This window comes from Streptomyces sp. NPDC059003 (genome assembly GCF_042740445.1).
Taxonomy (GTDB): Bacteria; Actinomycetota; Actinomycetes; order Streptomycetales; family Streptomycetaceae; genus Streptomyces.
Genome location: NZ_JBHYJH010000038.1, coordinates 47,829 through 63,183, shown reverse-complemented (window position 1 = coordinate 63,183; position 15,355 = coordinate 47,829). Strand labels below are relative to the sequence as shown.

Sequence of the window (15,355 nt, the reverse complement as noted above, 5' to 3'; positions counted from 1 at the left end):
CGTCCTCAAACTCCCCCAAGCTCTTAAGGAGCAGGGGGTACCCCCTCGACGGGCTTGATTTTTCGGCCGTCAGAACTTGTTGCGCGGCGTGATCCCCAGGGACATGCCCGACAGGCCCCGCTGGCGGCCGCCGAGCTTGCCCGCGATCGTGCGCAGGGCGCTGCCCGCCGGGGACGACGGGTCCGAGAGGACCACCGGCCTGCCCTCGTCGCCGCCCTCGCGGAGGCGGACGTCGATGGGGATGGAGCCGAGGACCGGGACGGTCGCGCCGGTCGTCCGCGTCAGGCCCTCCGCGACCTTCTGGCCGCCGCCCGTGCCGAAGACGTCGACCATGTCGCCGCAGTGCGGGCAGGGGAGGCCCGACATGTTCTCCACCACGCCGACGATCTTCTGGTGGGTCTGGACGGCGATGGAGCCGGCGCGCTCGGCGACCTCGGCGGCCGCCTGCTGCGGCGTGGTGACCACCAGGATCTCCGCGTTCGGGACGAGCTGCGCGACCGAGATCGCGATGTCGCCCGTGCCCGGCGGCAGGTCGAGGAGCAGCACGTCGAGGTCGCCCCAGAAGACGTCCGCGAGGAACTGCTGGAGGGCGCGGTGGAGCATCGGGCCGCGCCACACCACCGGGGCGTTGCCCGGGGTGAACATGCCGATGGAGATGACCTTCACGCCGTTCGCCGACGGCGGCATGATCATGTTCTCGACCTGGGTGGGCCGCCCCTCCGCGCCCAGCATCCGCGGCACCGAGTGGCCGTAGATGTCGGCGTCGACCACGCCGACCTTCAGGCCGTCCGCCGCCATCGCCGCCGCGAGGTTCACCGTCACCGAGGACTTGCCGACGCCGCCCTTGCCGGAGGCGACCGCGTACACGCGCGTCAGGGAGCCGGGCTTGGCGAAGGGCACCTCGCGCTCGGCCTGGCCGCCACGCAGCGCCGTCGCGAGCTCCTTGCGCTGCTCGTCGCTCATCACGTCGAGGGTTACGCCGACCCGGGTGACGCCCTCGACGCGGGCGACGGCGTCCGTCACGTTCGTCGTGATCGTGTCCCGCATCGGGCAGCCGGAGACCGTCAGATACACGGTGACCGCGACCGCGCCATCCGCGTCGATCTCCACGGATTTGACCATCCCCAACTCGGTGATGGGCCGCTGGATCTCGGGGTCGTTCACCGTCGCCAGTGCTTCGCGCACCGCGTCTTCCGTAACCATGTAGACGATGGTACGGCGCCCGGTAGGGGGGTTCGGAAGGTCCGTCAGCGGTCGCTTACATCACGTGCCGGGCCGGGATCGGGCGGGAATACGGCCCGCTGCTCCTCCAGCTCCTTGACCAGGTCCTGGAGCTCGGAGCGGATCCAGTCCCGGGTCGCGACCTCGCCGAGGCCCATGCGCAGCGAGGCGATCTCCCGGGTCAGGTACTCGGTGTCGGCGATGGACCGCTCGTTCTGCTTGCGGTCCTGCTCGTGGGTGACCCGGTCCCGGTCGTCCTGCCGGTTCTGCGCGAGCAGGATCAGCGGGGCGGCGTACGAGGCCTGCAGCGAGAGCATCAGGGTCAGGAAGATGAACGGGTACTGGTCGAAGCGCAGCTCCTCGGGCGCGGAGATGTTCCACACCACCCACAGGATGATGACGACCGTCATCCAGACGATGAACCGGCCCGTGCCGAGGAACCGCGCGATCCGCTCCGAGAGCCGCCCGAAGGCCTCCGGATCGTAGTCCGGGAGCAGCTTGCGCCGCGGGGCGCGCGGCTGGTCGAGCCGGAACCGCGGGGCGGGCCGCCCGTCGGCCCCCGCCGCCCGCCGCTCCCGCTTCTCGCCGGGGCCCGCCCGGTCCCGCTCCCGCTCAGCCGCCATGACCGGCCCCCTCCTGGAGGTGGAACTCCGTCTCGCGCCAGTCGTCGGGCAGCATGTGGTCGAGCACGTCGTCGACGGTGACCGCCCCGAGCAGCGCGCCGCCCTCGTCGACGACGGGCGCCGCCACCATGTCGTACGTGGCGAAGAAGCCCGCCACGACCGGCAGCGTGGCCTCCGGCGTGAGCGGACGCAGGTCGTCGTCGAGGATCGAGCCGACCAGCGTGTACGGCGGATCGCGCAGGAGCCGCTGGAAGTGCACGGTGCCCAGGTACTTGCCCGTCGGCGTCTCGTCGGGCGGCCGGCACACGTAGACCTGCGCGGCGAGCGCGGGGGAGAGGTCCCGCTGCCGCACCCGGGCGAGGGCGTCGGCGACCGTCGCGTCGGGCCGGAGCACGATCGGCTCGGTGGTCATCAGGCCGCCCGCGGTGCGCTCCTCGTACGCCATCAGGCGGCGCACGTCCGCGGCCTCGCCCGGCTGCATCAGGGTGAGCAGGCGCTCCTTGTCGTCCTCGGGCAGCTCGGCGAGCAGGTCGGCGGCGTCGTCCGGGTCCATCGCCTCCAGGACATCGGCGGCGCGCTCCTCCTTGAGCTTGCCGAGGATCTCGATCTGGTCGTCCTCGGGGAGCTCTTCGAGCACGTCCGCGAGCCGGTCGTCGTCGAGGGCGGCGGCGACCTCGGCGCGGCGCTTGGGCGAGAGGTGGTGCAGCACGTTGGCGAGGTCGGCGGGGCGCAGCTGCTCCAGGGTGGCAAGCAGGCTCTCGGCGCCCTGCCCGTGCTCCTCCAGCGAGAAGCCGTCCACGGCGGACCAGTCGACGGTCAGCGTCTCCGCCCTGCGCCGGAACGTGCCCCCCTTTCCCTTCCGGACGAAGAGCCGGTCGACCTCCCACTCGCGGCGGGCCGGGAGCTGCTGCACGGACACGTCGAGCACGGTGACCTCCGCGCCGCTGTCCACGAGCCGGACCCGGCGGTCCAGCATCTCGCCCAGGATCAGCCGCTCGGTGGGCCGCTGCTCGAATCGGCGTACGTTCAGGACGCCGGTGGAGATCACCTGGCCCGACTCGATGCCGGTCACCCGGGTCATGGGCAGGAAGATGCGCTTGCGCGTCATGAGCTCCACGACGAGGCCGAGCAGCCGGGGCGGCTTGCGGCCCGCGCGGAGCATGACGACGAGGTCCCGCACCCGGCCCACCTCGTCGCCGTTCGGGTCGAAGACGGCGGTGCCGGACAGGTGCGAGACGAAGATCCGGGGCGCGCCTGCTGCCATGCGCCGCGCCTCCCTGCGGGTCCTGGTCGGTTTGCGGCGCCTTGCTCCGATACGCCGCTTCGGTCGCCTTGCGTGCGCTTCAGGCTAGCCCGTACCTGGCGCATATGCCCTGGTGAGACGTCCGGACGGACGGGGTCCGGGGGACGTGGGCGGCACCGGTACGCTGCGGTACGGCCGGGCCGTAGCGCGCTACTGCCGCAGCCGTAGGAAGCCGTAGAGGACGCCCGCACGAGAGGCAGCGCCACCTGTGACTGCGATGCGACAGGCCCGCCGTTCCCGAAGGACCGCGCTCCTTGCCACGGTGTGCGCGGGCCTGGTCGTGACAGGCTGCGGTGGCGGCGGCGAGGACCCGGACGCGGGCACGAACGGCGTCGGCAAGCTGTCCGCGACGAAGATCCAGAGCCGGACGGTGCAGGCCGCGAAGGCCGCGCCCGCGGTACGCCTGTCCGGCACCGTCGTCAGCAAGGGCGCCACGTACAAGCTCGACATGCGGCTCAAGGACGACGGCGGCACGGGCTCGGTGACGGCCAAGGGCGAGACGTTCCGCCTGCTGCGCGTCGGCGAGAACCTGTACCTGAAGGCGGACTCCGGCTTCTGGACGCGCGACGCCGGCGCCGACGGCTCGTCGGCGGACCGTTCGGCGGCCGCCAAGCTCGACGGCAAGTACGTGAAGGTGCCCTCGGGCGACCCCGCCTACCGGCAGCTGAGCGGCTTCACGGACAAGAGCGTGCTCCTCGACGGCACGCTCACCCTGCACGGCACCCTCGCCAAGGGCGACCGCACCAAGTCGGGTACCCAGCACACCATCAAGCTCAGCGGTGACGACGGCGCGGGCGGCACCCTCGACGTGTCCCTGGAGGGCAAGCCGTACCCCGTGCGCCTGCAGCGCGCGGGCGGCGCGGGAACGCTCCGGCTCAGCGAGTGGGGCCAGGACTTCCCGCTGAAGGAGCCGGGCCTGAACGAGACGGTGGACTACGGCAAGCAATTGCCGACGCGTTAGAGCCCGTCGAGGGGGTACCCCCTGCTCCTTAAGAGCTTGGGGGAGTTTGAGGACGAGCGCGCAGCGCGGAGAGAAGGGGGCCTGGGGGCGGAGCCCCCGGAGGTCAGCGCTTCTTGCGCCGGAACAGCAGTCGCGGCAACGCATCGGGCACGGGCTGCCTCGTGGTCGCGGGCGACGGCGGCGGCGGAGCCGCGAGGGACCCGTCGGGCAGGCCGAGGCCGACGTCACGCGGTGCGAGGCGCAGCACACGGCACTCGCCGGCCCAGCGGTCGACCATCGCCTCGCCGTCCGGCGCGTTCAGCCGCTTGCCCTTGAGCTCGGCGACGGCGGCCTCCCAGGCTTCGGAGCGCGGCGCGAGCTCGGTCACCGTCGCCGTCCAGGCGACCACGCGGCCGCCCTTGTCCTTGCTGCGTACGGTCACTTCGGCGGTGGCGCCGTCGGCGAGCTCGGGCAGGGGCTGCTCGCCGGGGCCGTCGCCGACGAGGTGGGCCGCGCCGTCGTGCCAGACGTGCCACAGGGCACGGGCGGGGCCCGCCCCGCGCACCCAGATGAGCCCCGACTTCTTCGTGGCCTCCTCGACGAGGGCCCGCCCGAGCAACGTGTCCGCAGTCATGCCGGAAGCTTAGCTACAGCCAGCCGTTCCGCTTCAGGGTGCGGTGGATGGTGTAGCAGACGGTGCCGATGAGGCCGAGGACCATCGGGTAGCCGTAGCGCCAGTGCAGCTCCGGCATGTGGTCGAAGTTCATGCCGTAGACGCCGCAGACCGCCGTGGGCACGGCGATGATCGCCGCCCAGGACGTGATCTTGCGCATGTCCTCGTTCTGGGCGACGGCGGCCTGGGCGAGGTTGGCCTGGAGGATGGAGTTGAGGAGCTCGTCGAAGCCGAGCACCTGCTCCTGGACGCGCGCCAGGTGGTCGGCGACGTCACGGAAGTACTTCTGGATGTCGGGGTCGACGAGCCGCATGGGCCGCTCGCTGAGCAGCTGCATGGGCCGCAGGAGCGGCGACACGGCGCGCTTGAACTCCAGGACCTCGCGCTTGAGCTGGTAGATCCGCCCGGCGTCGACACCCCGCGAGACGCCCTTGCCGGTGGCCGCGAACACCTCGTTCTCGACGTCGTCGATGTCGACCTGCATGGCGTCCGCGACGGCGAGGTAGCCGTCGACGACGTGGTCGGCGATGGTGTGCAGGACCGCCGACGGGCCCTTGGCGAGCAGCTCGGGCTCGTCCTGGAGGCGGCGGCGCAGCGCGCGCAGCGAGCCGTGGCCGCCGTGCCGCACGGTGATGAAGAAGTCCCGGCCGGTGAAGCACATGACCTCGCCGGTCTCGACGACCTCGCTGGTCGCGGTGAGCTCGGCGTGCTCGACGTAGTGGATGGTCTTGAAGACCGTGAACAGCGTGTCGTCGTACCGCTCCAGCTTGGGCCGCTGGTGGGCGTGCACGGCGTCCTCGACGGCCAGCGGGTGCAGCCCGAACTCGGCGGCGATCCCGGCGAATTCGGCCTCGGTGGGCTCGTGCAGGCCGATCCACGCGAAGCCGCCGTCGCGCCGCACCTGAAGCATCGCCTCGTGCGGCGTCAGGGTCTCGTCGCAGGTGGCGCGGCGCCCGTCGCGGTAGACGGCGCAGTCGACGACGGCCGACGCGGCGCGGGGGTCACGTGTGGTGTCGTACGAGCTGTAGGAGCCGCTGTCCTTGCGCAGGGAGGGGCGGACGGCGGCGCGCAGGTCACGGATCATCGACATGGGCGGGGCTCCTTCGACGAAAGGGCCGCCTGCGACGGGTGGAACTACCCGGAATGGGGACGTCCTGCTGCGGAGTCTGGCACGTCCACAAAGCGGGGAGCACCGCACCGTCGCGGTGGCAGCAACGCTACTGATGCAGATCAGGTGAAACGCGGTGCTCTTCCGTCGTGCCCGGCACGCACCGGCCAGGGCCTGGTGGTTCGTGGTGTGCCGTACGCACGGCCGCAGCGTCGTTGCTGCGGGGATTCAGCGGGCGGAAGAGCGGGTGGTACTGCACGGTCGACTTCGATCCACTGCAGCCCCACCTCCTCCGGCCTGTCCCCCGTAGGGGAGGTCCAGGCGCGCCAGGCGCCGTCCGTCGAGTTCGGGCCCCTGCGGGCCCTGAGGTCCGGGCTTGAGAGCGACGCTTCTGCGTGCCGCCCGGGCCAGCAGCCAACAGTATCAGCCGACCGGTGCGTCAAACCCCCACCTTTACCCAGCACTGACGAGTTCTATGCTCGCCTCATGGCTGATGTTCTTGCTCTGGTCGAGGCCCGGCTCCGCGACGGCCTGGGCGAACCGGACGCGCGCGCCGCGGTGACCTTCCTCGGCACGGACCGCGTGGAGGTGCTGAGATTCGCCGACGCCGGGGGCGAGGGCATCGTGCGGTACGCGACGCTCGGCATGTCCGCCCAGCCGATGGCCGACCCCACCGCGGTCCTCGCCGACCCCGTCAAGGGGCCGCGCGCCGAACTGATCCTCTCGGTGCGCGGCGGCCTCGCCGACACCGACAAGGTCCTGCGCCCCCTCGCCGTGCTCGCCGCGTCGCCGCAGGTGGAGGGCGTGGTCGTGGCGTCAGGCGCCTCCCTCGACGTGGGGGAGCCGCTGTGGCCGGGCGCGCCGTTCACGTCCGTGCTCGTCGCCGAGCCCGGCGGTCTCGTACCGGACCTGGAGCTCGACGCCCCGATGGACCCCGTGCGGTTCCTGCCCGTCCTGCCCATGACGCCCAACGAGGCCGCGTGGAAGCGGGTGCACGGCGCGCAGGCGCTCCAGGAGCGGTGGCTCGCCAAGGGCGCGGACCTGCGCGATCCGCTGCGCGCGTCGGTGCCGCTGGACTGACCCGGGGTGCCTGCCTTCGGAGTGGTGGCGTTGCGGAGACAGCCTCCGGACGGGTGATCGTCCTTGACGCGGCGACCGGCGGGGAGGACCGTGGGGCGCTATGAGGGGCGAACCCAGTTGCCCGAAGTGTGGTGGCCGGGTCAGGGCTCCCGGCCTCTTTGCCGACTCCTGGCAGTGCGGTGTGCACGGCACCGTGCATCCGCTGCAGCCCGTGATCCCGCCCAGCGTCGAGGCCCTCAGCGTCGTGGTGCACCGCGCCCATGTGCCCGTCTGGATGCCCTGGCCCCTGCCCGTCGGCTGGCTCTTCACCGGCGTGGCCTGCGCGGGCGACGACCGCAGTGGCGGCAGGGCGACCGCCGTGGCCTGCTCGGGGCCCGCGCCGCTCGGTGGCATCGGTGAACTCGTCCTGGTGGCCGAGGAGTTGGGCGTCGGCCTCGGCGCGCGCTACGCCGGCATCGACGGGCCCGACCCCGGGCCCGCGATGAGCCTCGGCAAGCCGCCGGCCGCGAAGGTGCTTGCCGCGGGGCGGCCCACGCCGATGTGGCACGTGCCCGGGGCGCCGGACGACCGGGCCGTGTTCGCGGGCGAGGCCCGCGGGCTGTGGCTGTGGGCCATCGCGTGGCCCGAGCAGTCGGGGCTGCTGATGTACGACGAACTGGTGCTCACGGATTTGCGGGACGCGGGGGCGGAGGTGGAGCTGCTGCCGTGCGGCGCGCTGTCGCCGCGGCTGCTGGCACCGTGAGCGTCCCTCGCGGGGGCGCCCCTGACCCGCCCCTTCCCGAACTGGGGCTCCGCCCCAGACCCCGCTCCTCAAACGCCGGAGGGGCTTAAATTCTCGCCGGTGCGGCAAGGTTTTAGCCCGTCCGGCGTTTGAGGACGAGGCGCGCAGCGCCGGATAGAAGGGGTCCTAGGGGCGGAGCCCCTAGTTTCGGGAAGGGGCGGGATTGGGGAGGCCCCCGGCAGGGCCCGTTATCCTTGAGCGTCCCCCCGTCCGTCCCGAAAAGCGTGGAGCCCTTACGTGCGCATCGATCTGCACACCCACTCCACCGCATCCGACGGCACGGACACCCCGGCCCAGCTCGTGCGCAACGCCACCGCCGCCGGCCTGGACGTCATCGCGCTCACGGACCACGACACCACCCGCGGCCACGCGGAGGCGATCGCCGCCCTGCCCGCCGGGCTCACCCTCGTCACCGGCGCCGAGCTCTCCTGCCGCCTGGACGGCGTGGGCCTGCACATGCTGGCGTACCTCTTCGACCCCGACGAGCCGGAGCTCGCCCGCGAGCGCGAGCTCGTCCGCGACGACCGGGTGCCGCGCGCCAAGACGATGGTGGCCAAGCTCCAGGAGCTCGGCGTGCCCGTGACCTGGGAGCAGGTCGCCCGGATCGCCGGCGACGGCTCCGTGGGCCGCCCGCACGTCGCCGAGGCCCTCGTCGAGCTCGGCGTCGTCCCCACCGTCTCGGACGCCTTCACGCCCGACTGGCTGGCCGACGGCGGCCGCGCCTACGCCGAGAAGCACGAGCTCGACCCCTTCGACGCGATCCGCCTGGTCAAGGCCGCGGGCGGCGTCACCGTCTTCGCGCACCCGGCGGCCGCGCAGCGCGGCAAGGTCGTCCCCGAGTCCGCGATAGCCGAGCTCGCCGCCGCGGGCCTGGACGGCATCGAGGTCGACCACCCCGAGCAGCTGGCGTACGCGCCCGAGTCCGGCCCCCGCCTGCGCGCCCTCGCCGCGGACCTGGGCCTGCTCGTCACCGGCTCCAGCGACTACCACGGCAGCCGCAAGACCGTTTCGCTCGGTGAGTTCACCACCGACCCCGAGATCTACGGCGAGATCACGCGCCGAGCCACCGGGGCGTTCCCGGTGCCCGGCGCGGGCGGACCCGCCTCCGCCTGACCGGCCGCGTCACCACCGCCGTCACCGTCACCGACGGTGGGCGCCGCCGTGCGCCCGCCCTTCGCACCCCCCTCTCGTAGTAGCCCCTGTACGACTCCTCGTAGCTCCTGTACGACTCTTCGCAAGGCCATCACTGTGTTCGACGTCGCCGTCTTCGGATCCCTCTTTCTCACCCTTTTTGTCATCATGGACCCCCCCGGGGTCACCCCGATCTTTCTCGCCCTGACCGCGGGCCGCCCCGCCAAGGTGCAGAAGAAGATGGCCTTCCAGGCCGTGTGCGTGGCCTTCGGGGTCATCGCGGTCTTCGGCATCGTCGGGCAGCAGATCCTCGACTATCTGCACGTCTCCACGCAGGCGCTGATGATCGCCGGTGGTCTGCTGCTGCTCCTCGTGGCGCTCGACCTGCTCACCGGCAAGACCGACGAGCCGAAGCAGACCAAGGACGTGAACGTCGCGCTCGTACCGCTCGGCATGCCGCTGCTCGCGGGGCCCGGCGCGATCGTGCAGGTGATCCTGGCCGTGCAGCACGCGAGCGGCAAGCAGCAGCTGTCGGTGTGGGTGGCGATCCTCGCCATTCACGTGGTGCTGTTCCTGGCGATGCGGTTCTCGCTGCTCATCATCCGCGTCATCAAGGACGGCGGCGTCGTCCTGGTGACGCGGCTCGCGGGCATGATGCTCTCGGCCATCGCCGTGCAGCAGATCATCAACGGCGTCACGCAGGTGATCAACGGCGCCTGAGGCCCGTACGCGTACGTCCTGCCCCGTACGCGCCTGGCATGCGCAGAGCCCTGTACCCCACCGGCACTTCCGGTGGCGTACAGGGCTCTGGCGTGTGTGGGGGAGCGCGGCGTTACGAAGCCGCGGTCTCGGCCGGGCGGATGTACAGGCGCTGCCCGATGGCGGCGGCCTGCTGCACGATCCGGTTGACGGAGGCGGCGTCCACAACGGTGCTGTCCACGGCGGTGCCGTCGACGTCGTCGAGTCGCAGGATTTCGAAGCGCATGGGCTTCTCCCTTCGTCTGGTGATCCTCCTGGAGGAGAACTGCTGTGGCCACTGGAGCGGCCGGTTACGTAGGTGCTAACGAGTTGCCTTGCTCAAACATTCCCTACGCTAAAGAAAATTTTCGCCAGGCTAATGAACGCAAGGTTTCGTGACGGTATCGCGGCTGGTTGTGTTCGCTGAGTGACGGCCTCTGGTTGTGCCTGCCGTGTGACGGACGGGACAATGCGCTCCGTATGGACATGGACGAGACCATCGACGAGACCGGCGACACCGGCCGCATCACCGCTCAGCTGGCGCGCGCCAACGGACTGCTCGAGCGCATGCTCGCCGAGGTGGCGAAGACCCCGTCCACGCACGCGATCTTCGTCGACGCCGGCTATCTCTACGCCGCCGCGGGACGCCTCGCGGCGGGCACCGAGGACCGGCGCTCCTTCGACCTCGACGCCGAAGGGCTGATCGACGCGCTCATCGACAAGGCGCGCACGATCTTCGCGGACAGCAGGCTCCTCCGCGTCTACTGGTACGACGGCGCGAGACGCCGCATCCACACCATCGAGCAGCAGTCCATCGCCGAGCTCCCCGACGTCAAGGTGCGCCTCGGCAACCTCAACGCCAACAACCAGCAGAAGGGCGTCGACTCGCTGATCCGCGGCGACCTGGAGTCCCTCGCCCGGCACCGCGCCATCAGCGACGCGGCGCTCATCGGCGGCGACGAGGACCTCGTGTCGGCCGTCGAGGCCGCGCAGGGGTACGGGGCGCGGGTCCACCTGTGGGGCATCGAGGCGCCCGACGGCCGCAACCAGGCGGAGCCGCTGCTGTGGGAGGTCGACAGCCAGCGCACGCTCGACGCCGACTTCTTCAAGCCGTACATCACGCGCCGCCCCGCCGCGCCCTGCGAAGGCCCGGCGGGCGCGCCCCGGCCCTCGCGCGACGACGTGCGCTTCGTCGGCGCGCAGATCTCCGCCAAATGGCTGTCGGCGCGCGGCCGCGAGGCGCTGGTGAGCCTGCTGCCCGGCCATCCCTATCTGCCCGGCTCGGTCGACCAGGAGCTCCTGGTCGAGGCCGAGCGGCTCCTCGACTACTCGCTGCGCGGCCAGTCCGACCTGCGACGGGTGCTGCGGGACGGGTTCTGGGAGCACTTGCAGAAGTGCTACTGAGCCCTACTGAGGCGGGGTGTGCTGCCGGTCCCAGAAGGTCACGAGCGCGGTGGCGGTGGCCTCGGGGCGGTCGGCGTTGGGGGAGTGCTCGGCGCCGGTGATCACCGTGCGGTGCGCGCCGAGGCGGCGGGCCATGTCGTCCAGGAGCGGCACCGGCCAGGTGTCGTCGCGCTCACCGGAGATCACATGCTTCGGCAGCGGTACGGCGGCGAGCTCGTCGACGCGGTCCGGCTCGACGCACAGCTGCTTGCCGGTGGCGATGAGCTGGGCCGGGTTGTTGCGGAGCCAGCGGGCGCGCAGGGCGCCGTCGTCCGCGCCGTTCACGTCCGCGTCCTCCGGTGGGTCCATGGCCCGCATGAACTCCCACACGGAAGCCGGCGAGTGGGCGGCGAGCGCGTCGGTCAGGAGCGTGGCGCGGGTCCGCTGCGAGGGTGAGATGCGGCCGGGGCCCGAGGACATCAGCGTGAGCGAGGCGAACGTTTCCGCAGGGGCGAGCAGCACCGCCGTGCGGGCGACGAGGCCGCCGAGCGAGTGCCCGACCAGGTGCACCGGGGTGTCCCGCGGGTGGTCGAGCGCCGCCGTCTGCGCCAGGACGTCCTTGCCCAACTCGTCCATGGCGTACGCCGATTCGTCGTCCGGGCCCGTCGACTCGTACTGTCCGCGGCCGTCCACGGCCACCGCGCGGTAGCCCGCGTCGGCCAGGGGGCGCAGCAGCACGATGAAGTCCTCCTTGCTGCCGGTGAAGCCCGGAAGCAGCAGGACCGTCCCCTTGGCGGGCCGGTCCGGGGCCGCGTCGTGGACGGCGAAGTCGCCGCGGGAGGTGTGGAGGGTGTGGGCGCGGGTGCCTGGGGGTGGGGTGAAGGTGGGGGGCCGGCTCATGTCAGTGAGGCTACTGGCCCCGGGGCCTTGGGGGGTGTCCTCCCACCCGCCCGCCCGTTTCCACCCCCACGCGGGGTGGGCGCCTCTTGTGGGGGCTGGCCGCCGTTGGCGGCGTATGGGGTGGGTGGGCGGGTGGATCCCGCCGCGGAGCGGCGGGGCGGTGGCGTGTCCGACCCGGTGCGGGCGGTGGGCGGTGCGCCGGGATCGGGTGGGAACGCGGACGCCCACCCGCCCCGTGCTCAGCGCATGGGTGGGTGGGCGGCCGAGGGGGAGGCTACGCCTCCGGGGACTCCGTCGTCGGCTTGCGGGTGCGGCGGCGGCGCGGCTTGGTGGGCGCCTCCTCCGTGGCCGCCGTCGCGGTCGCGGGGGCCGGGTCGGCGGCGGCCTCCGCGCCTGCGCGGGTGCGGCGGCGACGGCGGGGCGTCCGCGCCGGGGCCGCTTCCTCTGCGTTGGTGGCAGCGGGCTCGGCGGCGGGTGCGGGCTCGGTGGCCGGGGCCTCCGTCGCCGCGGGGGGCGCGTCCACGGGTGCGCCGGAGCGGGTGCGGCGGCGGCGCCGCGGCGTGCGCGCGGGGCGCTCGGTCGGCTCGTCCGTGGCGCGCGAACGCGTACGGGACCGCTCGCGCGCGCCCCCGCGGGCGCGCGTCTCGCCCAGGTCCTCCAGCTCCTCCGCGTCCAGCCCGGCGCGGGTGCGCTCGGCACGCGGCAGGACACCCTTCGTCCCGGCGGGGATGCTCAGCTCCTCGTACAGGTGCGGGGAGCTGGAGTACGTCTCGACCGGGTCGTTGAAGTCCAGGTCGAGCGCCTTGTTGATCAGCTGCCAGCGCGGGATGTCGTCCCAGTCGACCAGCGTGATCGCCGTACCCGACGCGCCCGCGCGGCCGGTGCGGCCGATGCGGTGGAGGTAGGTCTTCTCGTCCTCGGGGGACTGGTAGTTGATGACGTGCGTGACGCCCTCGACGTCGATGCCGCGGGCGGCGACGTCCGTGCACACGAGCACGTCCACCTTGCCGTTGCGGAAGGCGCGCAGGGCCTGCTCGCGGGCGCCCTGGCCGAGGTCGCCGTGGACCGCACCGGAGGCGAAGCCGCGCCGCTCCAGCTGCTCGGCGATGTCGGCGGCCGTGCGCTTCGTACGGCAGAAGATCATGGCGAGGCCGCGGCCGTCGGCCTGCAGGATGCGGGCGACCATCTCCGGCTTGTCCATGGAGTGCGCGCGGTACACGTGCTGCGTGATGTTCGCGACGGTCGCGCCCTCGTCGTCCGGCGCGGTGGCGCGGATGTGCGTGGGCTGCGACATGTAGCGGCGGGCGAGGCCGATGACGGCGCCCGGCATCGTCGCGGAGAAGAGCATCGTCTGGCGCTTCGCCGGAAGCATGTTGATGATCTTCTCGACGTCGGGCAGGAAGCCCAGGTCGAGCATCTCGTCGGCCTCGTCGAGGACGAGGCACTTCACGTGCTTCAGGTTCAGCTTGCGCTGGCCCGCCAGGTCGAGCAGGCGGCCCGGCGTGCCGACGACCACGTCGACGCCCTTCTTGAGGGCCTCGACCTGGGGTTCGTACGCACGGCCGCCGTATATGGCGAGGACGCGGACGTTACGCGCCTTGCCCGCGGTCAGCAGGTCGTTCGTGACCTGCGTGCACAGCTCGCGCGTGGGGACGACGACGAGCGCCTGCGGGGCCTGTGTGAGGTCCTCCGGCGTGCCGCGGCCCGCCTCGACGTCCGCGGGGACGACGACGCGCTCGAGGAGCGGGAGGCCGAAGCCGAGCGTCTTGCCCGTGCCGGTCTTGGCCTGGCCGATCACGTCGGTGCCGGAGAGCGCGACGGGGAGCGTCATCTCCTGGATGGGGAAGGGGTTCACGATGCCGACGGCCTCAAGGGCCTCGGCTGTTTCGGGGAGGATTCCGAGATCTCGGAAAGTCGTAGTCAGGGCTATGCCTCTTCTGTGAGACGCGGCGCGAGGCGAACGCTGGGGGTCGTGACCGTGCCGGGGACAGCCGGCCGCCTGTGTAAAGAGCCGGGCGAGCCGGGTGACACGGGACCACTGCCGACGCTCGAGCGCTCACACCGCTGAGGGGGTCCCTCCGCATGCCGTACGCGAACTGCGTACGCCCCTGGAGGGCTGTCTGGTCGGAGCCGATCGGGCCACCGACCGGGCATCCTCATTCATGCGGCCCGTCGAATTATTCGGCGGGCGCATTACCACTGTACCCCGGAATCTCGCATACGTGTCCGGCGAATTGTCCACGTCGTCATCGTCACAGTGGCTGACCAGGCCCTTACGTCGCCCGGCGGGCGGGCTATTGTGCGCTTCATGGAGACGCCTGACACCCCCGCCCACGCCTCTGCCGCCTCTGCCGAAGCCGCTGCGGCGCCCACCGGGGTCGCCGCCCAGGACTGGGCGAAAGCTTCCGCCGAGCCGCAGTACCGCGCCGCGGTCGTGGATCTGCTCGGCGCGCTCGCCTATGGAGAGCTCGCGGCGTTCGAGCGGCTCGCCGAGGACGCGAAGCTGGCGCCGACGCTCGCCGACAAGGCGGAGCTGGCGAAGATGGCGTCCGCCGAGTTCCACCACTTCGAGCAGCTGCGGGACCGGCTCGCCGCGATCGGGGCGGAGCCCACGGAGGCCATGGAGCCGTTCGTCGCGGCCCTCGACGGCTTCCACCGGCAGACCGCGCCGTCCGACTGGCTCGAAGGCCTCGTCAAGGCGTACGTGGGCGACTCGATCGCCAGCGACTTCTACCGCGAGGTCGCGGCGCGGCTCGACGGGGACACCCGGGCCCTGGTGCTCGGCGTCCTCGACGACACCGGGCACGCCAGCTTCGCCGTCGAGAAGGTGCGGGCCGCGATCGACGCCGATCCGCGGGTGGGCGGGCGGCTCGCGCTGTGGGCGCGGCGGCTCATGGGCGAGGCGCTCTCCCAGTCCCAGCGGGTGGTCGCGGATCGCGACGCGCTGTCGACCATGCTGGTCGGGGGCGTGGCGGACGGGTTCGACCTCGCGGAGGTCGGGCGGATGTTCTCGCGGATCACTGAGGCGCACACGAAGCGGATGGCTGCGCTGGGGCTGGCGGCATAACGCCTCGGGCGCCGTGACCCGGCCCCCACCTCACCGACACCCCCGGGCCACCCACCCCGCCCGGGCCCCCGGACGGCCCCCTCGCCCACCGACCACCGTCCGGGCCACCCCCGGCGCGTGTGCCCAGCTCCCGCCGCTATCGCGGCGGCGTCACCCCGCCCGCCCTCCCATGTCCTGCCGTCTGGACCGCACGGCACCTGACGGCCTCCGGAGCGTGTGCCCAGGCCCCGCCGCTATCGCGGCGGCGTCTCCCCGCCCGCCCTCCCATGCCCTGCCGTCTGGGCCGCACGGCACCTGACCGCCTCCGGCGCGTGTGCCCAGGCCCCGCCGCTATCGCGGCGGCGTCACCTCGCCCGCCCTCCCATGCCCTGCCGTCTGGGCCGCACGGCACCTGACCGCCTCCGGGG

Annotated in this window: 15 protein-coding genes; 7 read left to right on the top strand and 8 right to left on the bottom strand. The window is 72.4% G+C overall.

What is annotated here, in order from left to right; all coding sequences use genetic code 11:
• Positions 1 to 69: 69 nt before the first annotated feature.
• From ACFWZ5_RS16635 to ACFWZ5_RS16625, 3 genes are read right to left on the bottom strand one after another with little or no spacing between them, the layout of a single operon-like run.
• Positions 70 to 1,203 (bottom strand): Mrp/NBP35 family ATP-binding protein, encoded by a 1,134-nt coding sequence (locus ACFWZ5_RS16635; protein ID WP_384801265.1) that lies wholly within the window; start codon positions 1,201 to 1,203, stop codon positions 70 to 72.
• Between the two features lie 44 nt (positions 1,204 to 1,247).
• Complete coding sequence (locus ACFWZ5_RS16630) at positions 1,248 to 1,844, bottom strand: DUF1003 domain-containing protein (RefSeq protein ID WP_384801263.1); 597 nt, start codon at positions 1,842 to 1,844, stop codon at positions 1,248 to 1,250.
• Positions 1,834 to 3,108 (bottom strand): magnesium transporter MgtE N-terminal domain-containing protein, encoded by a 1,275-nt coding sequence (locus ACFWZ5_RS16625; protein WP_384801260.1) that lies wholly within the window; start codon positions 3,106 to 3,108, stop codon positions 1,834 to 1,836. Before ACFWZ5_RS16625 ends, ACFWZ5_RS16630 begins: the two co-directional genes overlap by 11 nt.
• A 256-nt stretch (positions 3,109 to 3,364) precedes the next feature.
• Here ACFWZ5_RS16625 and ACFWZ5_RS16620 point away from each other — a divergent pair, with 256 nt between their 5' ends.
• Positions 3,365 to 4,108 (top strand): hypothetical protein, encoded by a 744-nt coding sequence (locus ACFWZ5_RS16620; protein ID WP_384801276.1) that lies wholly within the window; start codon positions 3,365 to 3,367, stop codon positions 4,106 to 4,108.
• 103 nt (positions 4,109 to 4,211) lie between these two features.
• Here the strand turns inward: ACFWZ5_RS16620 and ACFWZ5_RS16615 are convergent, their stop codons facing one another.
• Positions 4,212 to 4,721, bottom strand: coding sequence for a hypothetical protein (locus tag ACFWZ5_RS16615; protein ID WP_384801257.1), 510 nt, complete (start codon positions 4,719 to 4,721; stop codon positions 4,212 to 4,214).
• 13 nt (positions 4,722 to 4,734) lie between these two features.
• Positions 4,735 to 5,850: a magnesium and cobalt transport protein CorA gene (locus ACFWZ5_RS16610; RefSeq protein WP_384801255.1), complete on the bottom strand. Its 1,116-nt coding sequence runs from the start codon at positions 5,848 to 5,850 to the stop codon at positions 4,735 to 4,737.
• A gap of 504 nt (positions 5,851 to 6,354) precedes the next feature.
• On the opposite strand from ACFWZ5_RS16610, the gene ACFWZ5_RS16605 reads away from it, so the two are divergent.
• The 4 genes from ACFWZ5_RS16605 to ACFWZ5_RS16590 all read left to right on the top strand — a co-directional run bounded on the left by ACFWZ5_RS16605 (position 6,355) and on the right by ACFWZ5_RS16590 (position 9,580).
• Complete coding sequence (locus ACFWZ5_RS16605; protein ID WP_384801253.1) at positions 6,355 to 6,948, top strand: suppressor of fused domain protein; 594 nt, start codon at positions 6,355 to 6,357, stop codon at positions 6,946 to 6,948.
• A 100-nt stretch (positions 6,949 to 7,048) separates the two neighbouring features.
• Positions 7,049 to 7,690, top strand: coding sequence for a DUF6758 family protein (locus tag ACFWZ5_RS16600; RefSeq protein WP_384801251.1), 642 nt, complete (start codon positions 7,049 to 7,051; stop codon positions 7,688 to 7,690).
• A gap of 276 nt (positions 7,691 to 7,966) precedes the next feature.
• Positions 7,967 to 8,842, top strand: coding sequence for a PHP domain-containing protein (locus tag ACFWZ5_RS16595; protein ID WP_384801249.1), 876 nt, complete (start codon positions 7,967 to 7,969; stop codon positions 8,840 to 8,842).
• Positions 8,843 to 8,977: 135 nt separating this feature from the next.
• Entirely contained in the window at positions 8,978 to 9,580 is a 603-nt protein-coding gene (locus tag ACFWZ5_RS16590; RefSeq protein ID WP_384801247.1) for a MarC family protein, read from the top strand.
• Between the two features lie 112 nt (positions 9,581 to 9,692).
• Here the strand turns inward: ACFWZ5_RS16590 and ACFWZ5_RS16585 are convergent, their stop codons facing one another.
• Complete coding sequence (locus ACFWZ5_RS16585) at positions 9,693 to 9,845, bottom strand: hypothetical protein (RefSeq protein WP_384801244.1); 153 nt, start codon at positions 9,843 to 9,845, stop codon at positions 9,693 to 9,695.
• Between the two features lie 239 nt (positions 9,846 to 10,084).
• On the opposite strand from ACFWZ5_RS16585, the gene ACFWZ5_RS16580 reads away from it, so the two are divergent.
• Positions 10,085 to 11,002, top strand: a complete 918-nt coding sequence (locus tag ACFWZ5_RS16580) for an NYN domain-containing protein (RefSeq protein ID WP_384801240.1) — start codon at positions 10,085 to 10,087, stop codon at positions 11,000 to 11,002.
• Positions 11,003 to 11,005: 3 nt separating this feature from the next.
• Here the strand turns inward: ACFWZ5_RS16580 and ACFWZ5_RS16575 are convergent, their stop codons facing one another.
• Together ACFWZ5_RS16575 and ACFWZ5_RS16570 are read right to left on the bottom strand one after the other, a co-directional pair.
• The gene (locus tag ACFWZ5_RS16575; protein ID WP_384801237.1) at positions 11,006 to 11,881 is read right to left on the bottom strand and encodes an alpha/beta fold hydrolase; all 876 of its coding nucleotides are present in this window, start codon (positions 11,879 to 11,881) and stop codon (positions 11,006 to 11,008) included.
• A gap of 274 nt (positions 11,882 to 12,155) precedes the next feature.
• Positions 12,156 to 13,736 (bottom strand): DEAD/DEAH box helicase, encoded by a 1,581-nt coding sequence (locus ACFWZ5_RS16570; protein WP_384890794.1) that lies wholly within the window; start codon positions 13,734 to 13,736, stop codon positions 12,156 to 12,158.
• A gap of 444 nt (positions 13,737 to 14,180) precedes the next feature.
• Here ACFWZ5_RS16570 and ACFWZ5_RS16565 point away from each other — a divergent pair, with 444 nt between their 5' ends.
• Positions 14,181 to 14,948, top strand: coding sequence for a ferritin-like fold-containing protein (locus ACFWZ5_RS16565; RefSeq protein ID WP_384806678.1), 768 nt, complete (start codon positions 14,181 to 14,183; stop codon positions 14,946 to 14,948).
• Positions 14,949 to 15,355 lie beyond the last annotated feature (407 nt).